Genomic DNA, 18,344 nt, shown 5'->3' on the forward strand with positions numbered 1-18,344 from the left:
TTTTGGGGATATGGCAGTTACAAAATAATTATAACTTAATCCCTTGTTAATCGTCAAGGTCTTAAATTCACTTACCTCGACGCCACTGTTCCAGTTTCTCTTTAACCTCTTTTTTAAGAAGCTTATCCAGAGGATTTCTAGTTGACAAAAAAATGTTTTCAGTATAGTTTATGCTGATATCCTGCTTAACTAAATCCAAAAAGCTCTTTAACTCCGAAGGCGTAATCCTGTTGGCCCCTCGACTAAAGATGGTCTGCTGTTCTGTCTGGTCTGAAGTAGCTACCCATATATTTATATTAGAGCTCCCTTTAAAATTATGCGTAATTCTTTCAATAACATTGTCCGCTCTTTCACCTTCTCGGGTATATATAACCTCTATAATATCCACCATCTCCCGGCTCTCTGTTCCGCCAGGTACCAGGTGAGCATCAAAAACTACTGTGAGTTTGTCCCACATATCATTGAATTGAGAAAGATTATAAATCAACCTGTATCGGGCAAAATCCATATCCTCCACAGCCAGTTCACGCAGCTCTTGCCAGGAATTGATAATATTATATCCATCAATAATTAAATATTCCAAAACATTTTCTCCTTCAAAAGGGACTGCCTAATTTCCCCTCTGCCTGAGCACTTCATACATCAGTACCGCACCTGCTGCCGAAGCATTCAGTGAATTTATTTTCCCCCTCATGGGTATATTTACCAGGTAATCACATTTTTCTTTCAGCAGGCGGCTGATTCCCTTACCTTCACTGCCCAACACCAAAGCCAATGGAATGCGGTAATCCACCCTATGATAAATTTTAGATCCTGAAGCATCAGTACCGAATATCCAAAATCCCTTTTTCTTCAGCTGCTCCACCAAAGAATTCAAATTTTTTTCCAAAGCAATGGGTATATAAGAAGCAGCGCCGGCGGATGCCTTGAAAACAGCAGAAGTAACCTGAGCAGAACGGCGGGAGGGAATCACCACCCCGTGGGCACCCACAGCCTCTGCGGTACGAATAATAGCCCCCAGGTTTTGTGGGTCTTGAATCTGATCTAAAAGAACCAAAAAGGGCTTCTCTTCTGTTTTCTCAAGCCTGGATAAAATACTCTCCAGAGCAGTATAGCGGAACTCATATCCCAGAGCTATTACCCCCTGGTGATTCAAATCAGGAGCCAGACTGTCCAAATGTTTCCGGTCTTTCCGCTCCACATTAAAACCCTGGCTGTGAGCCAGCTTTTCTATCTCACTTATCACTGTTCCAGTTATTCCAGAAGCCAGCAGCACTTTTTTCAAAACCCCTCCTGCCCGCAGAAGTTCCAGCACCGGCTGCCGTCCTACAATTAAATCCAAATTATTCATAAAATTAGCACAACCTGTTTGATTTTTCTCTTTTTTTTAGGGTATAAGACCCCCACCTCTAAGCGTTAGCGTAGGTGAGGCTTATAATCAGGTGGAGTAGAATCTCAACTGATTCCCCGATGTTTCAGCTTGCTGAAACGAGTTCACTGTTTATCCATCAATAGTATTACCTATTAATATAACATTAAAAGATGAAAAAAACTAACATTATTCGAAATATTTCAAAACTATTTACAAATAACCCCTTAAACTTTTACATAAATTCCTCCTGCAGGTGGGCCAGGGTGTTGGGGTCAAAGTGACGATAGGCCAATGGTTCTTTGCCCCATTTTCCCTGAAGAGCCGGAATCTGTGACTCAAAGGTAGGGGTGGGAACCTCATAAAAGATACCAATGGGAATCTTCTCTCCCCATTTACGGGCTAACCGCTGGGCTGCCTCAATATCCGTAGGTTCATGGTTTTTGAGTATCTCAACCCGCTTTTTATACCAGGCAAAGGTGTTCAGCTTATTAAAGGAAACACAGGGCTGCAGGATATCCACCAGTGCATAACCGGGGAAGCTCAGGGCTGCCTTCATCAGCTGCTTTAAATGTTCTTTTTCCCCACTAAATCCCCGGGCCACAAAACCGGCCCCCAGGGTCAGAGCCAGGGAAAGGGGATTAAAGGGAGAGAGGATTACTCCTGCCGCCTGTACCTTGGTCTTCATTCCCGGGTCGCTGGTGGGACTGGCCTGCCCCTTGGTCAGTCCATAAACCTGGTTATTGTGAACAAAATGGGCGATATCCGGGTTTCGACGGATGGTATGAAGAAAATGGTTTCCCCCTTCCCCATAGGTATCTCCATCCCCGGATTGGACGATAACTTTCAGGGAGGAATTTGCGATTCGAGCCCCCACCGCCGGGGGCAGTGCCCGGCCATGCAGGCCGTTAAAACCGTTCACCCTTACATAATGGGGGATTTTAGCCGCCTGGCCGATACCGGAACAAAGCAGAACCTGGTGAGGGGAAAGTTCCAGCTCCGCCAATGTTTCCTGCAAAACCTCCAATATGGCAAAGTTTCCACAGCCGGGACACCAGGCAATTTCCTGGTCCGTGATAAAACAATTAGAACTAAACATTCTTCTCCACCTCCTGAAGAATTTCATCAACCATAAAGGGCCGCCCATCATATTTCAATATCTTGTGATCCACCTCATACCCAATTTCCCGCCGGAGCAGGGATGCAAATTGGCCGGTGGCATTGTTTTCTACACAAAAACTTTTTCGCACCGAGGGAATAATCTGGGATACAGTTTTAACCGGCAGAGGCCAAAGGTCGCTGAAGTGAAGAGAAGCAGCCTTCCTCCCCCGGGCTTCCAAAGCATCCACCGCTTCCCTCAGAGACCCATAGGTAGAACCCCAACCCAGTAAGAGGATGTCCGGTTCTCCATGGCCGTACAAGACCGGCTCCTCCATTTCAGAGGCCAGCCCCATTTGCTTTCGCAGGCGCTTTTCCACCATCTGCCTGCGGGTGTGAGCATCTTCGATGATATTTCCTTTTTCATCGTGTTCATCGCTGTCCGCCAGCACCACTTCTCCTGGAAACTGCCCCGGCAGAGCCCGGGGAGATATTCCATCATCAGTAATGCGGTACCGCCAATAAGGAATTACCAGGTCCTTTTGCTCCACCAGGTAACGCTCATAATTTAGCCTCTGGAAATCAAAGGGTTCTATGGAGCAAGCCGTATCCGCAAAATTCTGGTCAGTGAGAAAGATCACCGGAAGCTGATACCTATCCGCCAGGTAAAAGGCCTTATTAAGCCGGTAAAAAGCGTCCTCCAGATGGGTGGCGCTTAAGATTGCCCGGGGGAACTCTCCGTGTCCCCCATGCATTACAAATTCCAGGTCCCCCTGCTCAGTCCGGGTAGGAAGTCCCGTAGCAGGGCCGGGGCGCATTCCCATAATGATTACCACCGGGGTTTCAGTCATTCCCGCCAGGGAAAGGCCCTCCACCATCAAAGCAAACCCGCCGCCGGAGGTACAGGTCATAGACCGGACTCCGGCAAAAGAAGCTCCCAGAATCATATTAATAGCGGCTATTTCATCCTCTGCCTGCTCCACCACCACACCATACTGCTGTTTCCCTGCCAAATAGTTCATGATTCCCGTGGAGGGGGTCATGGGATAAGCCGAAAGGAAACGGCACCCGCTGGCCAGGGCAGACATGCCCAAGACTTCGCTGCCGTCAATAAACAACCTCTTTCCCTCTGCTTCCTTCTCCGGCAGGGAAAAACATTGGGAACAGTGGTTGGAAGCCTCTGAATAGCCCTTTTTTAAGGCTGTGATATTTTTATCTACCATTCCCTCTTTATGGGCAAACATCTGCTCCAACAGTTCTTCTGCAGCGGTTAGATTCAATCCTAATAACAGCAGCACTGCACCCACCGCTACAGTATTGGCCATAACAGCACTACCGGATTCTTTAGCCAACCCTTGAAGCCTCACGGCGATTCCCCGCTCTTCCTCTGAAGGTAGGGAAAAAGAATCAGGATCATAAACCACCCGGCTGCCCTCCGTAAGCCTCGAGCGGTGAACAGTGTAGGTCTCCTCATTTAAAGCCACTAAGATATCCGCACTTTCCCCAATGCACCAGGGGGTTTTTGAAGCAATACGCAGGCGGGAAAAGTTGTGTCCCCCCCGCACCCGAGACATATAATCCCTGTGGGAGCAAAGGCCGTATCCTGACCGTACCAATACTTTAGATAAAAGAGCGGCCACCGTATCCACACCCTGGCCGGCAGCCCCTCCTATCAGAACATTAATTTCCATAAAATCCTCCTGTTTTATAGGTTTTGAAACTTTTTCCTTACTTCCTCCCCGCTGCCGCAGGTCATCTGCTTCTCCGGACAGGCACCTTTTAGACAGGGAGGGCCAGCCTTGGCAAACAAAACAGGAGAAATTTGGCGAACCCTTTTCAGCATTTCTGTGGCCAGCTGTCGGATCTCCCACTGAGCCCGCTCACAGCACCGCTGGTGGAAAAAGTGATAAAGGGCCCGGGCATTCATGGTGAAAACCACCTTAGTTTCACAGGCATTGGGGAATATATATCGGGCATCCTCAATGGACATTTTTTCCGCGGCTCTTCGGGCCTGTTCTTCTTTCATTCCATTCTTCAGGAGGGCTTTTGTATGCCTGTCCAACAGCAGCTCCACCAGGAAATCGTATTCAACTTGAGCCTGTTCCATGGCCTGGATAAAACGCTGCCGGGCTTCAGGAATGGCTTCAATGGAAGGAGGTATAATATAATCAAACTGCTCCAGCTTAACATAACGCTGGGACTGCTGGGAATAAGAACATCCCACCCTATGCCTAACCAGCTGATGTGACATGGCCCGGCTCACCCCCTCCACCCCAAAGGTGAAAGAGACATGTTCAATAGGGGATTCATGTCCCATATCCATCAAAATTTTCAAAAACTTCTCCACATTTTCCGGGGTCAAGTTTCTATCAATCTCTTCTACCCCCACCCGGGAGTAGCAGAGCTTTGCCGCCGCAGCAATAGTTTTCTCCGGCTGGGGTGTAAAATTAATTAGGCTTACCTTAAGTTGGGATTTCATTAAACTCCTCCCTTTTATATTATGAGCTGCAAGCAGTTTTTTTTGCATAAATTACCTATTTTGATCGCGCTCATATTGATCTTTAAACGTATTTTAGCTCTTTCTCTTCCACCTTACCCCCTGGGGAGTATCCTCCAGCATAATCCCTTTAGACAGCAGTTCATCCCGCATGCTGTCCGCTGTGGCCCAGTCCTTATTTTTCCGGGCCTCCTGCCTCTTTTGAATCATTTCTTCAATCTCCGGGTCCAGAGCTTCCTTATGCTGGTCAGCAAAAAGGCCCAGCACACCCCCCAGTTCCCGGAAGGTATCTAGAATTTTGGTAATTACCCTTTTGTCTAATTTTTCTTCTTTAATATAGATATTGGCCTCCCGGGTCAGCTCAAAGAGGGCTGATAGAGCATCCGCCGTGTTGAAGTCATCATCCATGGAATGGATAAATTTTTCCTTATACTCCTTCACCGCCCCCATCATCTTCAGATCTTTCTCTTCTAAAGAAAGTTCCTGGGCCCTGGCCTGGGATTCCTCCAGGGAGGAAAGCATGGTGCGAAGCCTTTCCAGCCCCCCTTTGGCCTGCTCCAACAGTTCAAAATTAAAATTTATGGGGCTCCGGTAGTGAGCGGAAAGCATGAAAAATCGAATTACCTGAGGGTCAACTTTCTTCTTCATTTCTCGGATAGTAAGAATGTTACCCAGGGACTTGGACATCTTCTGCTTATCTATGTTAAGATAACCTACATGCATCCAATAATTGGCAAAAGTCCTGCCGGTAGCCCCCTGGCTCTGGGCAGCTTCGTTTTCATGATGAGGAAATACCAGATCCGGCCCCCCAGCGTGGATATCTAGCGTTTCCCCCAGATATTTCATAGACATAGCGGAACACTCGATATGCCAACCGGGCCGCCCTTTCCCCCAGGGGCTCTCCCAATAAGGCTCCCCCTCTTTGGCATTTTTCCAGAGGGCAAAATCCAGAGGATTCTTCTTCCGTTCATCCACTTCAACCCGGGATCCTGATTCCAATTCCTCCAGGTTTTGCTGAGAAAGGCTTCCGTATTCTGTGAATGAGACCGTATCAAAATATACGTCCCCCTCCACCTCATAAGCAAGGCCCTTCTCCTCCAGCTTTTTTATTAGCTGAATAATTTCCTTCATATGATGCGTGGCCCTGGGATGATGGTCGGCTTTTTTTATCCCTAATGCCTCCGCATCCTCCAGGTAGGCGTCGATAAATTTTTCCGCCAGTTCTTCCATGGTGATGCCCATCTCATTGGCCCTTTTAATCATTTTATCCTCAACATCAGTAAAGTTCTGCACAAAGGTTACATTATACTCCCGGTATTCCAAATATCGCCTAATCACATCAAAAATCATAAACACCCGGGCATTTCCAATATGAAAATAATCATAAACGGTGGGGCCGCAGACATAAAACCCCACCTGCTTCCCATTTAAGGGGAGAAATTCCTCTTTTTTTCTGGTGGCAGTATTAAACAGCTTTATCGACACGGTTACAACCCCTTTCCAAGCATTCCAGTTCATAACGAAGATCATCAATCTGCCGCTGCATACCCTTAAACTTTTCTAAAACCGGGTCAGGCAGCTTGTGATGGTCCAAATCTATGTGGGGGACCCTTTCCCCATTGAAATTCACCACACGACCTGGCACCCCCACCACGGTGGTGTTTGGGGGAACGTTGGTGAGCACCACAGAGCCGCCCCCAACTTTCGCATTATCTCCTACTTCTACCGGGCCCAACACTTTGGCCCCGGCCCCTACCACCACATTACTTCCTATGGTAGGATGTCTTTTCCCCTTTTCCTTACCGGTGCCTCCCAGAGTTGTTCCCTGATATAGGGTCACGTTGTGACCAATTTCTGCCGTTTCCCCGATAACCACTCCCATCCCATGGTCTATAAAAACTCCGTCACCGATTTTAGCACCCGGGTGAATTTCAATCCCCGTCAAAAAACGGTTCACCTGGGATAGCAAACGGGGTAGTATAACCATTTTCCTCTGGTATAAAAAATGAGCAATACGGTGCAGCACAAGTGCATGCAGGCCGGGATAACACAAAACCACCTCTAAAATACTTTTAGCCGCCGGATCCCGGTCAAAAATAACTTTAATGTCCCTTTTTAATCTAGACAACATTTCTTAAAACCTCCTTAAAAAATAAAATTGTCAAGGGGACAGTTCTTCTGAAACATTTACAAGCCAATTGTCACATAAAAGGTTCCAGCGCCCCAACAAAATTTAACGAAGAAAAAAAATAAAAAAACCGTCCTGTAATCATTACAAAGACGGATTGATTCCGCGGTTCCACTCTGTTTAGGTGATATTAAATTTACCACCCCTCTTGAACAAGATAACGGCCTTTAACCGGGGACCCATACGGAATCGCTTTCCTGGTCCCACTCAAGGGTGCATTTTCTGCTTCCTTTCCCCGAAATTCCTCTCAGCTCAGTCAAGAATTTCTCTCTGGTGTGGTTCCCGGAAACGTACTTCTCCCCATCATCACTTTTCCCTTTTATCCTTTGTTTCATTTATTATAACGATAAGGCATTTCATTGTCAATTAGGAGATTAATTTTCCATATAGGGAAATATGAGGACACCATACTTAGGGAAATACGGGGTGGACGGAAATACGGGGACACCACGGAAATACGGGGACACCATACTTAATTAGCTTATTTCCTCTAATTTAGTATGGTGTCCCCGGTATTAGCCTTAGCCTTATTACACTTATTACACTTATTAGAAACCAACGGTTACCTTATCATATTAAACGGCAGCCATGGCCATTTTACGGCATTCTTCTGCACATTGGCGGCAAATTTGAGCACATTCCTGGCAATGTTTATCTTTAAACATTTCACATTCTTTTGCACAGGCGTCACAAATTTTTGCACAAAGATCACAAAATTCTTTAGAAAAATCACTGTTTCTGGCCATATACTGAACAGCCTGCATGCAAACCTCCGCACAATCATTTAATATTGTAATACATTTAGCTCTGGCCTTTGCATCCGGCTCTTGTAAGCAGGCCGTAAAACATTCTTCACAGGCCTGGGCACATTTGGCGCAGGCATTAATACAGGAATCCATATGTTTTGGAGCATCTGATAATACACCCAATACTTTCACCTCCCAAATTAAATATTTCTACCTTTTTATAATTTATCCAAAATGATAATTATATTCAAAATACCTAAGGGAAATAAAGGAAATACGGAAATACGGGTACGGAAATACGGGGACACCATACTTAATTAGCTTATTTCCTAATTCAGTATGGTGTCCCCGTATTTCCGTATTTCCTCTTCCATATTTCTTTACTTTCTTATGGGGTATATTCCCTCTCCGTGATGGTCAATTCGACCCTCTTAATATCCTTTATCCCTGCTTTTTCAGCTAAAGAGACTATATCCTCAAGATTAATCGGGTCATTATATACGCTGGCTTTATTAAAGGGCACACACTGGCAACCCTCTTCTCTACTGTTCCTAACATACCCATTCCTGCATTTTAAAGCATAAAGCTTAATCATATCTTCCTCCCTTGTTCCTTTTAGTCTAATTGAAGTATTTCTCCAGCCTGGCCAGTCCCGCTTCCGGCTGTGCATTCTGCTCTCTTACCCAATCCTTTAACTTATCCACGGCCTTACCCGACTGAATAATTTCCCGGGAGAAATGATAACCATCTTTAATGCTGCCGCTGGCCCCCATTAAATATAAAATCAAACCACTGTTCAAACAGACTATGTCCCGGGGAGCTCCGTTCTCTTCACCGCTTAAAAGCCTCACCAAGCGCATCGCCTCCTGGGCAATATCGGGCAGCGGCTTTATATCTTCAGCGGATGCCCGCTTAATCCCCAAATCCTCCGGCGTAAAGGAACTGTAATGAATGCTCCCGTCCTCTTTCAATTCCGCCATTAGAGTTTCCCCCAGGGTGGAAGCTTCGTCCATGCCATGTACACCGTCCTCCGCCAGGCCGTGTACCACCAGGGCTTTCTTGTAGCCAATTTCCCGCATAATCAGTGGGGCGTGCTGCAGCAGTTCCCGGGAATAAACTCCCCTTACTCCGTAACCGGGCAGCGCCGGATTGGCCAGTGAAGCAGCAATATTTAGCACCGTCCCGAAGGAAATCTGGGAAAGAATTCTGCCCAATGCCCTGGGATGAACCTCAGGGCTCATACCATTAAAAATTCCGATACCCGCCTGCTCAATACTTCTTTTCACCACCTGGGGGCCACACTCCACATCCACCCCCAACTCTTCCAATATATCTACAGTGCCGCAGATTGAGGTAATGGCCCGAGCACCGTGCTTGGCCATAGTAATTCCTGCAGCTGCCGCCACAATTGAAGCAGCGGTGCTGATGTTAAAGGTCTTAATGGAGTCCATTCCGGTGCCGCAGTTATCCACCAGAGGGCCTTCCGTCTCCGGCACAACTTTTACCGTATCCAATTCGTAAATAGCCTCCCAACCACCGGCAATCTCCTCGGCCGTTTCCCCTTTGGCTGCCAGTGCTGCCAGAAAAGCACCCTGGTGCATATCGCTTTGAGCATTATCCAGGATTTCATAAAACATATCCCGGGATTCCTCTCGGGTTATGTTTTCCTTTTTAATAAGTTTTGATATAACCGCTCCAAACTCCTTTACATCTCCTTTTGACATACTACTTCCTCCCTTATTTATAGTTTTTAACTAAAATCCATCATGTGATAGGCTTTTAAATTATTAACCTCTGCTTAAATCAACAGTATTGCTTAAGTTACTAAAAGGGCTTACATATTTGCAAAACAGGGTATCAAAAACTCCCAAAGTTCACCCCTCTTTAAGAATCAAGAAAATTAATAACCAGGGACAAACCTTTCAACTCTTTAACCCGGCAAATCCCCTGTTCCACCTCCTCCAGCGGAAGAATGCCGCTAATCATATCATTCACCTGAATTGCCCCTTCCCCTAACAGCTGCAAAGCCTGCCGACTGTGCTCCAGAGAACAGCCGTAAGCTCCTACCGCTGTTATTTCCCTATAGTGAATCAAATTAAAATCAATTCTAGAAAAATCCTCGGTAATCAGGCCACTGAAAAAGCCGAAGCGTCCTCTTTTGGCCATAACATTTAAACTGATGCTGACAGCCTCAGGACCAGGGCAGCAGGGGATAGCTACGTCAACCCCCATGCCATTTGTAAGCATCCTTATTTCTTTCTCAGCAGATGTTTTTAACGGATTTATGCAGTAATCAAACTCATAATTTGCCGCTCCAACTAATCTTCCAAGATCCTGCTCCAGCAGTATAATCTTTTGGGCTCCCCGCAGCCGGGCTAATTTTGCATTTAATATCCCCAGCCTGCCTCCCCCTACCACGAGAACCGTGTCTGGAGATTGTACTCCCAGAGACTGCTGCATATTTAATGAACAGGCCAGGGGCTCCGTCATGGAGGCTTCTACCAAGGAAAGGCCCAGGGGTATCTCATTTAATATTCCGTTTTGAACTCCCTGGAGGGGAACTCGAAGATACTCTGCAAAACCTCCATCATAATTAAACCCCATGATTTTAATTGAGTCGCACATATTGTCCAAGCCCTGCCGACAGTAATGGCATTCCCCACAGAAGATTCCCGGATGCACCTGCACCCTGCTTCCGGGCACTACATTTTTTACCCCCTCTCCTATGGCGAAAACTGTGCCGGCTATTTCATGCCCCAGGATACGGGGAAGCTTAAGGTCACGCTGGCCTATTAAGTAACACTTCATATCCGTCCTGCAGATTCCGCAGGCCTCCAGTTTGACTAGAACTTCCCCCCCGGCACATTGGGGTGTTTCAATTTCCCTGATTACCAGCTTTTCTCGTCCCTCCAAAACAGCAGCTTTCAGTTGAAATCCCTCCTTTATACTAGAAATAAAAAAGTCCACGCTAATTACAGCGTGGACTTTCCATCATCCTACGTTACAGCCTGCTTTGAGCACGAAAGCAGCTCTTTTCATTCATTCCAGGCAGGTCTCCTGACTCGGTTTCATCACCTAAGATACCGCCTTCCCCCTCTCGGAGTGGCTGCCGGTACCGGCTTCCCCATACAGTGGCGGGCCCGTTTAGGATTTTCACCTAATTCCCTATTCTCCTGTTTTAGGCACCTGGAACTAATAATATTTATTTTTCACTATTATTCTATTAGCAATTCAAAGAAATGTCAATATAGTAATTTATGGTAAACATTTCCTGGTAGTTACCACCGAACAATAAGGAACAATAAGGGGACACCATACTGAATTATTTTATCTCTCTTTTTTAGGAAATAAGTCCCCCACCTCTAAGCGTTAGTGTATATGGGCTTTTAATCAGGTGGAGTAGAGTCTCCACCTGATTCCCCGATGTTTCAGCAAAGCTAAAACGAATTCACTTAAAATATTTCTTTATTATAATTCAGTATGGTGTCCCCGTATTTCCTGAACAGCTGCAAAGCCTGCCGACTGTGCTCCAGAGAACAGCCGTAAGCTCCTACCGCCGTTATTTCCCTATAGTGAATCAAGTTAAAATCAATTCTAGAAAAATCCTCGGGTAATCAGGCCGCTGAAAAAGCCGAAGCGTCCTCTTTTGGCCATGGAAAAATACGGGGACACCATACTGAATTACCTTATTTCCCTAATTAAGTATGGTGTCCCCGTATTTCGGTATTTACCTTTAAAAATTATGTTCTAAGGCTTCCAATGTAAAAGCCAAACGCATGGCCACCCGTTCCCGTCCCAAAAGAAGAATTAAATTCTGGAGATCGGGGCCCTCAAGGCTTCCCGTCAAACCTGCCCGTACCGGTTGAAACAGCTTTTTGCCGCCTACACCCAGTTCTTTTCCGATTCCCTTAAAAATTGCTTTAATGGAGGGCACCTCCCAGTTCTCCTCCTGCAATATCTGCTCTCTAAATCTTTCTACTACCCTGGGGGAGGATTCCTCCTTCATCATTTCCAGTGCCTCTGGGGTAAACGCATCTATCTTGTCCCCGAAAAACACCTGAATGAAAGACACCACTTCCTCAATAAAATGCAGTTGTTCCTGCAGAAGGGATATTACCTTTACCAGCCAATCATTCTGCTCATCTGTCAGATCCTGTTCCAAGAGCCCTGCCTCTACCAGATAAGGCAAAGCCAACCCGGCGATGACCTCCGGTGCTTCCTTCTTTATGTACTCGGAATTCATCCAGTTCAGTTTCTTCAAGTTAAAAACCGCAGGGCTCTTGGAAACCCGGTCCAGGGAAAACTCCTGCACCAGTTCGGAAAGAGAAAAAACCTCTCTTTCCCCCTCCGGCGCCCAACCTAAAAGGGACAGAAAGTTTAAAAGGGCATGGGGAAGATAACCCTTCTCACGATACTGCTGAATAGAAGTGGCTCCATGCCTCTTGCTCATTTTAGACCGATCTTCCCCCAGGATTAAGGAAATATGGGCAAACTCAGGCATATCAAATCCCAAGGCCTTGTATATCATAATCTGCCGGGGGGTGTTAGAAAGATGCTCCTCTCCCCGGATTACATGACTAATCTTCATTAACGCATCATCCACAACCACCGCAAAATTATAAGTAGGAATACCGTCTGACTTTACAATAACAAAATCACCGATTCCATCGCTTTCAAATTCTACCCTGCCCCGGACTAAATCCTCCACCGGGATAATCTCCCCTTGGGGTACCTGAAAACGGACTGTTGGCTTTTTCCCTTCATTTTCAAGCTTTTGCCGCTGCTCAAGAGTCAAATCCCTGCACCTTCCCAGGTACCTGGGCATTTGTCCCTTATTCCGCAAGGATTCCCTTTCCGCTTCCAACTCCTCTTCGGTACAATAACAGGGATAAGCTTTCTTTTCCTCTAAAAGCCTTTCCCAGTAAGTGCTGTAAAGGGACAGTCTTTCACTCTGCCGATAAGGCCCATTCTCTCCCCCCACTAAAACCCCTTCGTCCCAGGCCATCCCCAACCATTTTAAATCATCTAAGATAACCTCTTCCGATACCAGGGTAGAACGCTCAACATCGGTATCCTCAACCCTGACTACAAAGTCCCCACCGTTTTTTCGGGCAAAAAGCCAGTTAAAAAGAGCCGACCTGGCTCCACCGATATGTAGAGGCCCAGTAGGACTTGGGGCAAATCTAACCCTCACTCTTCTATCCAAAATTGTATACCTCCTGACTTTCATCTATATTTTTTGTTACAACATTTTAATTTTTATGAGTAAACTCGTTTCATCAAGCTTAAACATCGGGGAATCAGGTGGAGACTCTACTCCACCTGATTATAAGCCCCACCTACGCTAACGCTTAGAGGTGGGGGTCTTATACCCTAAAAAAAAGAGATTAAACGGATTTTAAACCTAATGAAATTTTCTAAAAAAAAGTTTTAAATAATATTGTAGAAGAACCGTCCCCTTGACAATTTGGCAATATTCTCACATACTTGAAAGCAATACTATTGCCTGTGCTGCTATTCCCTCTTCTCGGCCGGGAAAACCTAATCCTTCGGTGGTAGTTGCTTTCACATTGACGGCTTTTTCATCTACTCCAAGGGTGGAAGCAATATTTTGCGTCATCTTTTCTATGTAAGGGGCCAATTTTGGCTTCTGAGCGATAACAACTGTATCCACATTGACGATCTGGTATCCTTCCTCTTTTAGAATATGATTCACTTTTGCCAGAAGAATAACACTGGAAATTCCCCGATACTGCTCCTGGGTATCGGGAAAATGCCTGCCGATGTCTCCCTTACCCACAGCTCCCAGCAGAGCATCCATCAGAGCATGAATCAAAACGTCAGCATCGGAATGCCCAAGAAGTCCCATATGATGAGGGACTTCCACCCCTCCCAAAATAAGCGGCCGGTCCTTGACCAGCCGGTGAACATCATAGCCTATTCCAACTCTCACCATGGCTTTTTTCCAACCCCTTCTTCTCGTAAGAGAGCCTCCGCCAGCATCAGATCCTGAGGAGTAGTAATCTTAATATTTTCATACCTGCCCTGGACAATTCTCACCCTATGGCCTAACCTTTCCACCAGGGATGCATCATCAGTACCTAAAAAACCCTCCTCAAGTGCCTTCCCATAAGCTTCACAGATTAATGGGAAAAGGAAGGCCTGTGGTGTCTGCGCTGCCCACAGCAGGCTGCGGGCTGGCGTATCCACCACAAATCCTTCCTCATCTGTCCTTTTTATAGTGTCCTTAACCGGAACAGCCACCACACAAGCTCCATAACTCCTGGCTGTATCAACAGATTCTTTCAAAAGCTCTTGGGTAATAAAGGGACGGGCCCCATCATGTATGAGCACCACCTCAGTCTGTGGGGCCAAGGTTTTCAGTGCTTTGTTAACGGTTTCCTGCCTTTCCTTACCCCCGGGAATCACGGTCATGGGAATATCCAGTTGTAAAGGATCAATAATTTTATTTTGACAGAAATCTTCTTCCCCCGGAGCAACTGCTACCACAATTTTATCAAAGGGATACTGGGAAATCTTTAACAAAGTCTGAGCTAAAACAGGCTTCCCACCGCACAACAGATACTGTTTATTGACTTTTTCACCCATTCTCTTTCCTTTTCCAGCGGCTGCTACTACAGCGGAGACCAACACTATTTGGCCTCGTTAATATACTTGGCCAGATATGCTTTTGGCCGGGCAAATATCATCCTTCCCGCGGCTGTCTGCAATACGCTGGTGACTACTACCTCTAGATGCTGCATCATATGTTTCTTCCCTCCATCAACCACGATCATGGTACCGTCGTCTAGATAACCAATTCCCTGTCCCATTTCTTTACCATCTTTAATTATTTGAACGGTCATTTCTTCCCCGGGGAGAACTACCGGCTTTAAGGCATTGGCCAACTCATTAATGTTCAGCACCGAAACCCCCTGGAGTTCACAGACCTTGTTCAGGTTGTAATCATTTGTGACTACTTTCCCTTTCAATAGTTTAGCTAATTTCACCAGCTTGCTGTCAACTTCCATGTCCTCAAAGTCCTGTTCAGTAATTTTTACGGGAATATCCAGTTCCTTTTGAATCTTGTTTAAAATATCTAAACCCCGTCGTCCGCGATTTCTCTTAAGTACATCTGATGAATCAGCAATATGACGGAGTTCATCTAAAACAAAGCCTGGAATCATCAGTACTCCCTCCATAAAACCGGTTTTACAAAGATCGGCGATGCGACCGTCTATGATTACACTGGTGTCCAGTACTTTTATTCCTTTATCCGATAATACTTTTTCCCCTTTCGCCTGCCAGGCAAAGAGAGAAGTTATAAAAGAAAGTTCTTCTTTCCGATTAGTGACAATATGAATCCCCACGTATCCCAAAACTAGAGTAACTGCCAGGGAAAGATAAACCCCCACCCAGGGAATCCTATAAAGAGCAAGACTCAAAAGAGCCGCAATAGAAAGGCCTATAACCAAACCAATGGTACCTAAAACTATATCCTGTGTAGGAATAAGCTTCAATTTCCCATCAACCCAGGATGTAAACTGAACCACTTGGTTTATTACTATGGGAGTAATAATATAAAATATAATTCCAAATGCTGACCCTCCCAAAACAGAAACGCTTATGCTGGCAGCGCTTAGGCCGGTTTCAGTTAAATTAAACGTGGTAACTGTGGAAAGAGCATTAAACCCGGCATTAAAGGCCTGGTACCCCAGCACAAAACCAATAATCAGTGAAATTATACGAAATATTTTAGGAATCATCTTTTTCACCTCCTTTATGTAAATAAATATAGAATCACTGCTGCTATTTTCATTATAACTTATATAAATATCCAAATTCAAGCTTGAATATGTATGCATATGAAACAAAGTAAAAAACCTCTATATAAAGAAAAACATCAAAAGTGCTTACTTTTGATGTTGAAAGACTTCGTCCAGTATGCAGAGCATCTGATCCTCGTCTATCCCTTTTGCTAAGACCAACTCACTAACCAAAATCTGTTTAGCACTTTCTAACATCTTCCTTTCCCCTGTGGAAAGGCCCTTATCTCTATCTCTAATCATCAAATTGCGAACCACTTCGGCAACATTGAAAATATTGCCGCTCTTTATTTTCTCCATATTCATCCGATACCGTCGGTTCCAATTAGTTGAAATAATAGTGTGATGTTCCCTGAGTATGGTAAAAACTTTGTTAACGCCTTCTTCATCAATAATCTGCCTTAATCCTATTTTACTGACGTTATCCAAAGGGATCATTACCTTCATTTCACCAATGGGCATTTTCATGATATAGTATTTCTTAGTGATTCCCATAATCTCTTTTTCTTCTATAGCTTCTATCACTCCGGCTCCATGCATCGGGTAAACAACCTTATCCCCCACATTAAACATAATAAGACCTCCTAGAAAAGCTACAAACAAATTTTAACACACTAAAGGCTTTCTGTCAATTTCTATGCTATATATTGGAATTTTTACAGGTATAGGAAATATGATGTTGACTTGACAAAGGATTATGCGTAGCAATATAATGATATCAAATACATGCATCCCCTGAATATATATAATAATAATAAATGAGGTGAAAATATGAAGACTGTTGTTATTGGTGATTTTCAGGAAAAAGTTGACCAACTTTTAATAAGACATCGCAGCATTCTGGACAGTTTATCAAAATATCAAGATACCAATGCCAAGGTCAACCGGGCTATCACTAAAACTGTTACTACCTGTGGATGTCTGACCGTTAACGCCACCCGTCAAAACATACCAAAAGATGCTACTTTCAGGGATTACAAACAATATATGGATTCACATTTTAAGGGTGACCTTTGCGAAAACTGTAGGGAAATCATTGAAGGTAAGATAGGAGATAATCTCTTTTACCTGGCCGCTTTATGCAATATTCTTGATTTAGACCTGGATGAAATATTGGCTAAAGAGTTAAACAAAATATCTACCCTGGGTCATTTTAACCTTACTTAAAAATATCCTTAATCACCTCTGATAAAGTCTTACATTTAATTACTTCCGTATTATTTAAAGTAAGCTTTCGCATAACCGCATTTTTAGCTGTGTAGACTTTACTAAAGCCTAATCTGTCAACTTCTTTGAGCCTTATCTCTAGTGAAGCAACTGTTTTTAATTCCCCGGTTAAACCAACATCGGCAATAAATACTGTATCATTTGGTATTGGCTTGTTTACCACAGAGGATACCATACTCATCATTACTGAAAGATTTACAGCTTGTTCTTTAAATTTTATACCACCAGTAGTTTTTAAAACTACGTCTTTATCAAAAAGAGAGATACCGCCTTTTTTCTCAAGTATAGCAATAACCGTATTCAACTGTTCCCTTGAAAGACACTCCCCAACTCTTGATGGATAAGGTAGAAAAGTTTTAGATACCAGACTCTCAATTTCAACAATTATAGGCCTTGAACCTTCTTTTATGACAGTTAACGCATTTCCAGGGAATAGGTCCCCTTTTTCTCTTTTGGTCATAAAAACTTGGGATGGATTGTCAATGGGCAACATCCCCATATCAGACATAAGGAAGAAACCCCTTTCCCAGGTACTCCCAAATCGGTTTTTTAAAACTGCCAGGGCCCGAAGCTCCTCCTCATTTTCACCTTCTATAATTAACACTGTATCTACCAGATGTTCCAGTGCCCGCAGCCCTGCCAGTTCTTCGCTCTTATTCATTTGACAGACCATTATTACTGCTCTGGGCCGAATGGAACCTTTTGATATTTTTACCAGTTTATTTGCACATTCCATGGTTTGTACCGGAGACCCGGCCCTGGAACCAGGATATTCTTCTGACACAAAGGTCTGAATACTGTCGATAATTATCAAATCAGCATTTATTTCTTCAATGGTCCGAAGAACGTTGTCCATACTTAAATCAGAGAGCACCCAAATATTATTATGCACAGACTGGAACAACCTGTCCGCCCTGCTTTTTAATTGACTTTCACTTTCCTCCCCCGAAGCATATAGTACTTTAAACCCCTGCCGTGCAATATCATCGGCAACCTGCAGAAGTAATGTCGATTTACCTGCACCAGGTTTTGCTGAAACAATAGTAACGGAATCTCTTACAATTCCGCCCCCCATAGCTCTATTAAATTCACTAATAGAAGTTATAATTCTATTACTCCTGCTTACTTCGACTCCATTCAGACGGACAGGTATCTTTCTAGTTGGATTTTTCATTGAGCTTTTTGCTTTATTAGTCACAAAAATTTCCTTTTCTTCGAAGGTGTTCCATTTACTGCAGTCAGGGCAGCAGCCGGCCCATTTCATAGTTTGATATCCACAACTTGAACATTCAAAAACATTTTTAGTTTTAGTGCTGATAATAACACCCCATTTCTATAGTGACCTCCTCACGGGGGTCAATAAACCCCAAGGATTCCCACGGGTATCCTATTA

18 protein-coding genes, 1 riboswitch and 1 other annotated feature are annotated in these 18,344 nt (G+C 44.6%); of the genes, 1 reads left to right on the plus strand and 17 read right to left on the minus strand.

The window, feature by feature from the left end; translation table 11 throughout:
* Positions 1-67: 67 nt before the first annotated feature.
* From HUE98_RS15305 to HUE98_RS15380, 16 genes are all read right to left on the minus strand, one after another.
* The gene (locus tag HUE98_RS15305) at positions 68-583 is read right to left on the minus strand and encodes an NYN domain-containing protein (RefSeq protein ID WP_241421467.1); all 516 of its coding nucleotides are present in this window, start codon (positions 581-583) and stop codon (positions 68-70) included.
* A gap of 27 nt (positions 584-610) precedes the next feature.
* A complete protein-coding gene (gene rlmB / locus HUE98_RS15310; protein ID WP_241421468.1) occupies positions 611-1,351 on the minus strand; it encodes a 23S rRNA (guanosine(2251)-2'-O)-methyltransferase RlmB in 741 nt (246 codons plus the stop codon).
* A 253-nt stretch (positions 1,352-1,604) separates the two neighbouring features.
* Positions 1,605-2,468 (minus strand): thiamine pyrophosphate-dependent enzyme, encoded by an 864-nt coding sequence (locus HUE98_RS15315; RefSeq protein WP_241421469.1) that lies wholly within the window; start codon positions 2,466-2,468, stop codon positions 1,605-1,607.
* Complete coding sequence (locus HUE98_RS15320) at positions 2,461-4,158, minus strand: 2-oxoacid:acceptor oxidoreductase subunit alpha (RefSeq protein WP_241421470.1); 1,698 nt, start codon at positions 4,156-4,158, stop codon at positions 2,461-2,463. The genes HUE98_RS15315 and HUE98_RS15320 overlap by 8 nt, the downstream gene beginning before the upstream one ends.
* 14 nt (positions 4,159-4,172) lie before the next feature.
* Positions 4,173-4,946: an FAD-dependent thymidylate synthase gene (gene thyX / locus HUE98_RS15325; RefSeq protein ID WP_241421471.1), complete on the minus strand. Its 774-nt coding sequence runs from the start codon at positions 4,944-4,946 to the stop codon at positions 4,173-4,175.
* A 93-nt stretch (positions 4,947-5,039) separates the two neighbouring features.
* On the minus strand, positions 5,040-6,443 hold the full coding sequence (cysS, locus tag HUE98_RS15330; protein ID WP_241423583.1) for a cysteine--tRNA ligase: 1,404 nt from the start codon (positions 6,441-6,443) through the stop codon (positions 5,040-5,042).
* Positions 6,430-7,095: a serine O-acetyltransferase gene (cysE, locus tag HUE98_RS15335; RefSeq protein ID WP_241421472.1), complete on the minus strand. Its 666-nt coding sequence runs from the start codon at positions 7,093-7,095 to the stop codon at positions 6,430-6,432. Before cysE ends, cysS begins: the two co-directional genes overlap by 14 nt.
* Before the next feature lie 142 nt (positions 7,096-7,237).
* Positions 7,238-7,468 (minus strand) — a binding site (T-box leader).
* Between the two features lie 259 nt (positions 7,469-7,727).
* Positions 7,728-8,081: a four-helix bundle copper-binding protein gene (locus HUE98_RS15340; RefSeq protein ID WP_241421473.1), complete on the minus strand. Its 354-nt coding sequence runs from the start codon at positions 8,079-8,081 to the stop codon at positions 7,728-7,730.
* A gap of 205 nt (positions 8,082-8,286) precedes the next feature.
* Complete coding sequence (locus HUE98_RS15345; protein WP_241421474.1) at positions 8,287-8,493, minus strand: hypothetical protein; 207 nt, start codon at positions 8,491-8,493, stop codon at positions 8,287-8,289.
* 25 nt (positions 8,494-8,518) lie between these two features.
* Positions 8,519-9,622 carry an anthranilate phosphoribosyltransferase gene (gene trpD / locus HUE98_RS15350; RefSeq protein ID WP_241421475.1) on the minus strand — a complete coding sequence of 368 codons (1,104 nt, stop codon included), beginning with the start codon at positions 9,620-9,622 and terminating at the stop codon, positions 8,519-8,521.
* A 160-nt stretch (positions 9,623-9,782) separates the two neighbouring features.
* Positions 9,783-10,865 (minus strand): zinc-dependent dehydrogenase, encoded by a 1,083-nt coding sequence (locus HUE98_RS15355; protein ID WP_241421476.1) that lies wholly within the window; start codon positions 10,863-10,865, stop codon positions 9,783-9,785.
* 63 nt (positions 10,866-10,928) lie between these two features.
* Positions 10,929-11,103: riboswitch (cobalamin riboswitch) on the minus strand.
* A 528-nt stretch (positions 11,104-11,631) separates the two neighbouring features.
* Positions 11,632-13,107 carry a glutamate--tRNA ligase gene (gltX, locus tag HUE98_RS15360; protein WP_318036569.1) on the minus strand — a complete coding sequence of 492 codons (1,476 nt, stop codon included), beginning with the start codon at positions 13,105-13,107 and terminating at the stop codon, positions 11,632-11,634.
* Between the two features lie 270 nt (positions 13,108-13,377).
* On the minus strand, positions 13,378-13,854 hold the full coding sequence (gene ispF, locus HUE98_RS15365; protein WP_241421478.1) for a 2-C-methyl-D-erythritol 2,4-cyclodiphosphate synthase: 477 nt from the start codon (positions 13,852-13,854) through the stop codon (positions 13,378-13,380).
* Positions 13,848-14,552: a 2-C-methyl-D-erythritol 4-phosphate cytidylyltransferase gene (gene ispD, locus HUE98_RS15370; protein WP_241421479.1), complete on the minus strand. Its 705-nt coding sequence runs from the start codon at positions 14,550-14,552 to the stop codon at positions 13,848-13,850. The genes ispF and ispD overlap by 7 nt, the downstream gene beginning before the upstream one ends.
* Positions 14,552-15,664: a PIN/TRAM domain-containing protein gene (locus HUE98_RS15375; protein WP_241421480.1), complete on the minus strand. Its 1,113-nt coding sequence runs from the start codon at positions 15,662-15,664 to the stop codon at positions 14,552-14,554. Before HUE98_RS15375 ends, ispD begins: the two co-directional genes overlap by 1 nt.
* 147 nt (positions 15,665-15,811) lie before the next feature.
* Positions 15,812-16,297 (minus strand): CarD family transcriptional regulator, encoded by a 486-nt coding sequence (locus HUE98_RS15380; protein WP_241421481.1) that lies wholly within the window; start codon positions 16,295-16,297, stop codon positions 15,812-15,814.
* Positions 16,298-16,495: 198 nt separating this feature from the next.
* Between HUE98_RS15380 and HUE98_RS15385 the strand changes: the two genes are divergently transcribed.
* Positions 16,496-16,891, plus strand: a complete 396-nt coding sequence (locus HUE98_RS15385) for a nucleoside triphosphate pyrophosphohydrolase family protein (protein ID WP_241421482.1) — start codon at positions 16,496-16,498, stop codon at positions 16,889-16,891.
* Here HUE98_RS15385 and radA read toward each other — a convergent pair.
* Positions 16,884-18,272, minus strand: a complete 1,389-nt coding sequence (radA, locus tag HUE98_RS15390) for a DNA repair protein RadA (protein WP_407080327.1) — start codon at positions 18,270-18,272, stop codon at positions 16,884-16,886. The genes HUE98_RS15385 and radA overlap by 8 nt on opposite strands.
* Positions 18,273-18,344: the final 72 nt, after the last annotated feature.

This window comes from Candidatus Contubernalis alkalaceticus, from assembly GCF_022558445.1.
Classification (GTDB): domain Bacteria; phylum Bacillota; class Dethiobacteria; order SKNC01; family SKNC01; genus Contubernalis; species Contubernalis alkaliaceticus.

What these genes read in the sequence shown, in the direction of transcription:
- trpD (WP_241421475.1), bottom strand. Translation starts at nt 9,622, where the DNA reads ATGTCAAAAGGAGATGTAAAGGAGTTTGGAGCGGTTATATCAAAACTT.
- HUE98_RS15385 (WP_241421482.1), top strand. Translation starts at nt 16,496, where the DNA reads ATGAAGACTGTTGTTATTGGTGATTTTCAGGAAAAAGTTGACCAACTT.
- HUE98_RS15315 (WP_241421469.1), bottom strand. Translation starts at nt 2,468, where the DNA reads ATGTTTAGTTCTAATTGTTTTATCACGGACCAGGAAATTGCCTGGTGT.
- HUE98_RS15375 (WP_241421480.1), bottom strand. Translation starts at nt 15,664, where the DNA reads ATGATTCCTAAAATATTTCGTATAATTTCACTGATTATTGGTTTTGTG.
- HUE98_RS15380 (WP_241421481.1), bottom strand. Translation starts at nt 16,297, where the DNA reads ATGTTTAATGTGGGGGATAAGGTTGTTTACCCGATGCATGGAGCCGGA.
- HUE98_RS15345 (WP_241421474.1), bottom strand. Translation starts at nt 8,493, where the DNA reads ATGATTAAGCTTTATGCTTTAAAATGCAGGAATGGGTATGTTAGGAAC.
- cysE (WP_241421472.1), bottom strand. Translation starts at nt 7,095, where the DNA reads ATGTTGTCTAGATTAAAAAGGGACATTAAAGTTATTTTTGACCGGGAT.
- rlmB (WP_241421468.1), bottom strand. Translation starts at nt 1,351, where the DNA reads ATGAATAATTTGGATTTAATTGTAGGACGGCAGCCGGTGCTGGAACTT.
- thyX (WP_241421471.1), bottom strand. Translation starts at nt 4,946, where the DNA reads ATGAAATCCCAACTTAAGGTAAGCCTAATTAATTTTACACCCCAGCCG.
- HUE98_RS15320 (WP_241421470.1), bottom strand. Translation starts at nt 4,158, where the DNA reads ATGGAAATTAATGTTCTGATAGGAGGGGCTGCCGGCCAGGGTGTGGAT.
- ispF (WP_241421478.1), bottom strand. Translation starts at nt 13,854, where the DNA reads ATGGTGAGAGTTGGAATAGGCTATGATGTTCACCGGCTGGTCAAGGAC.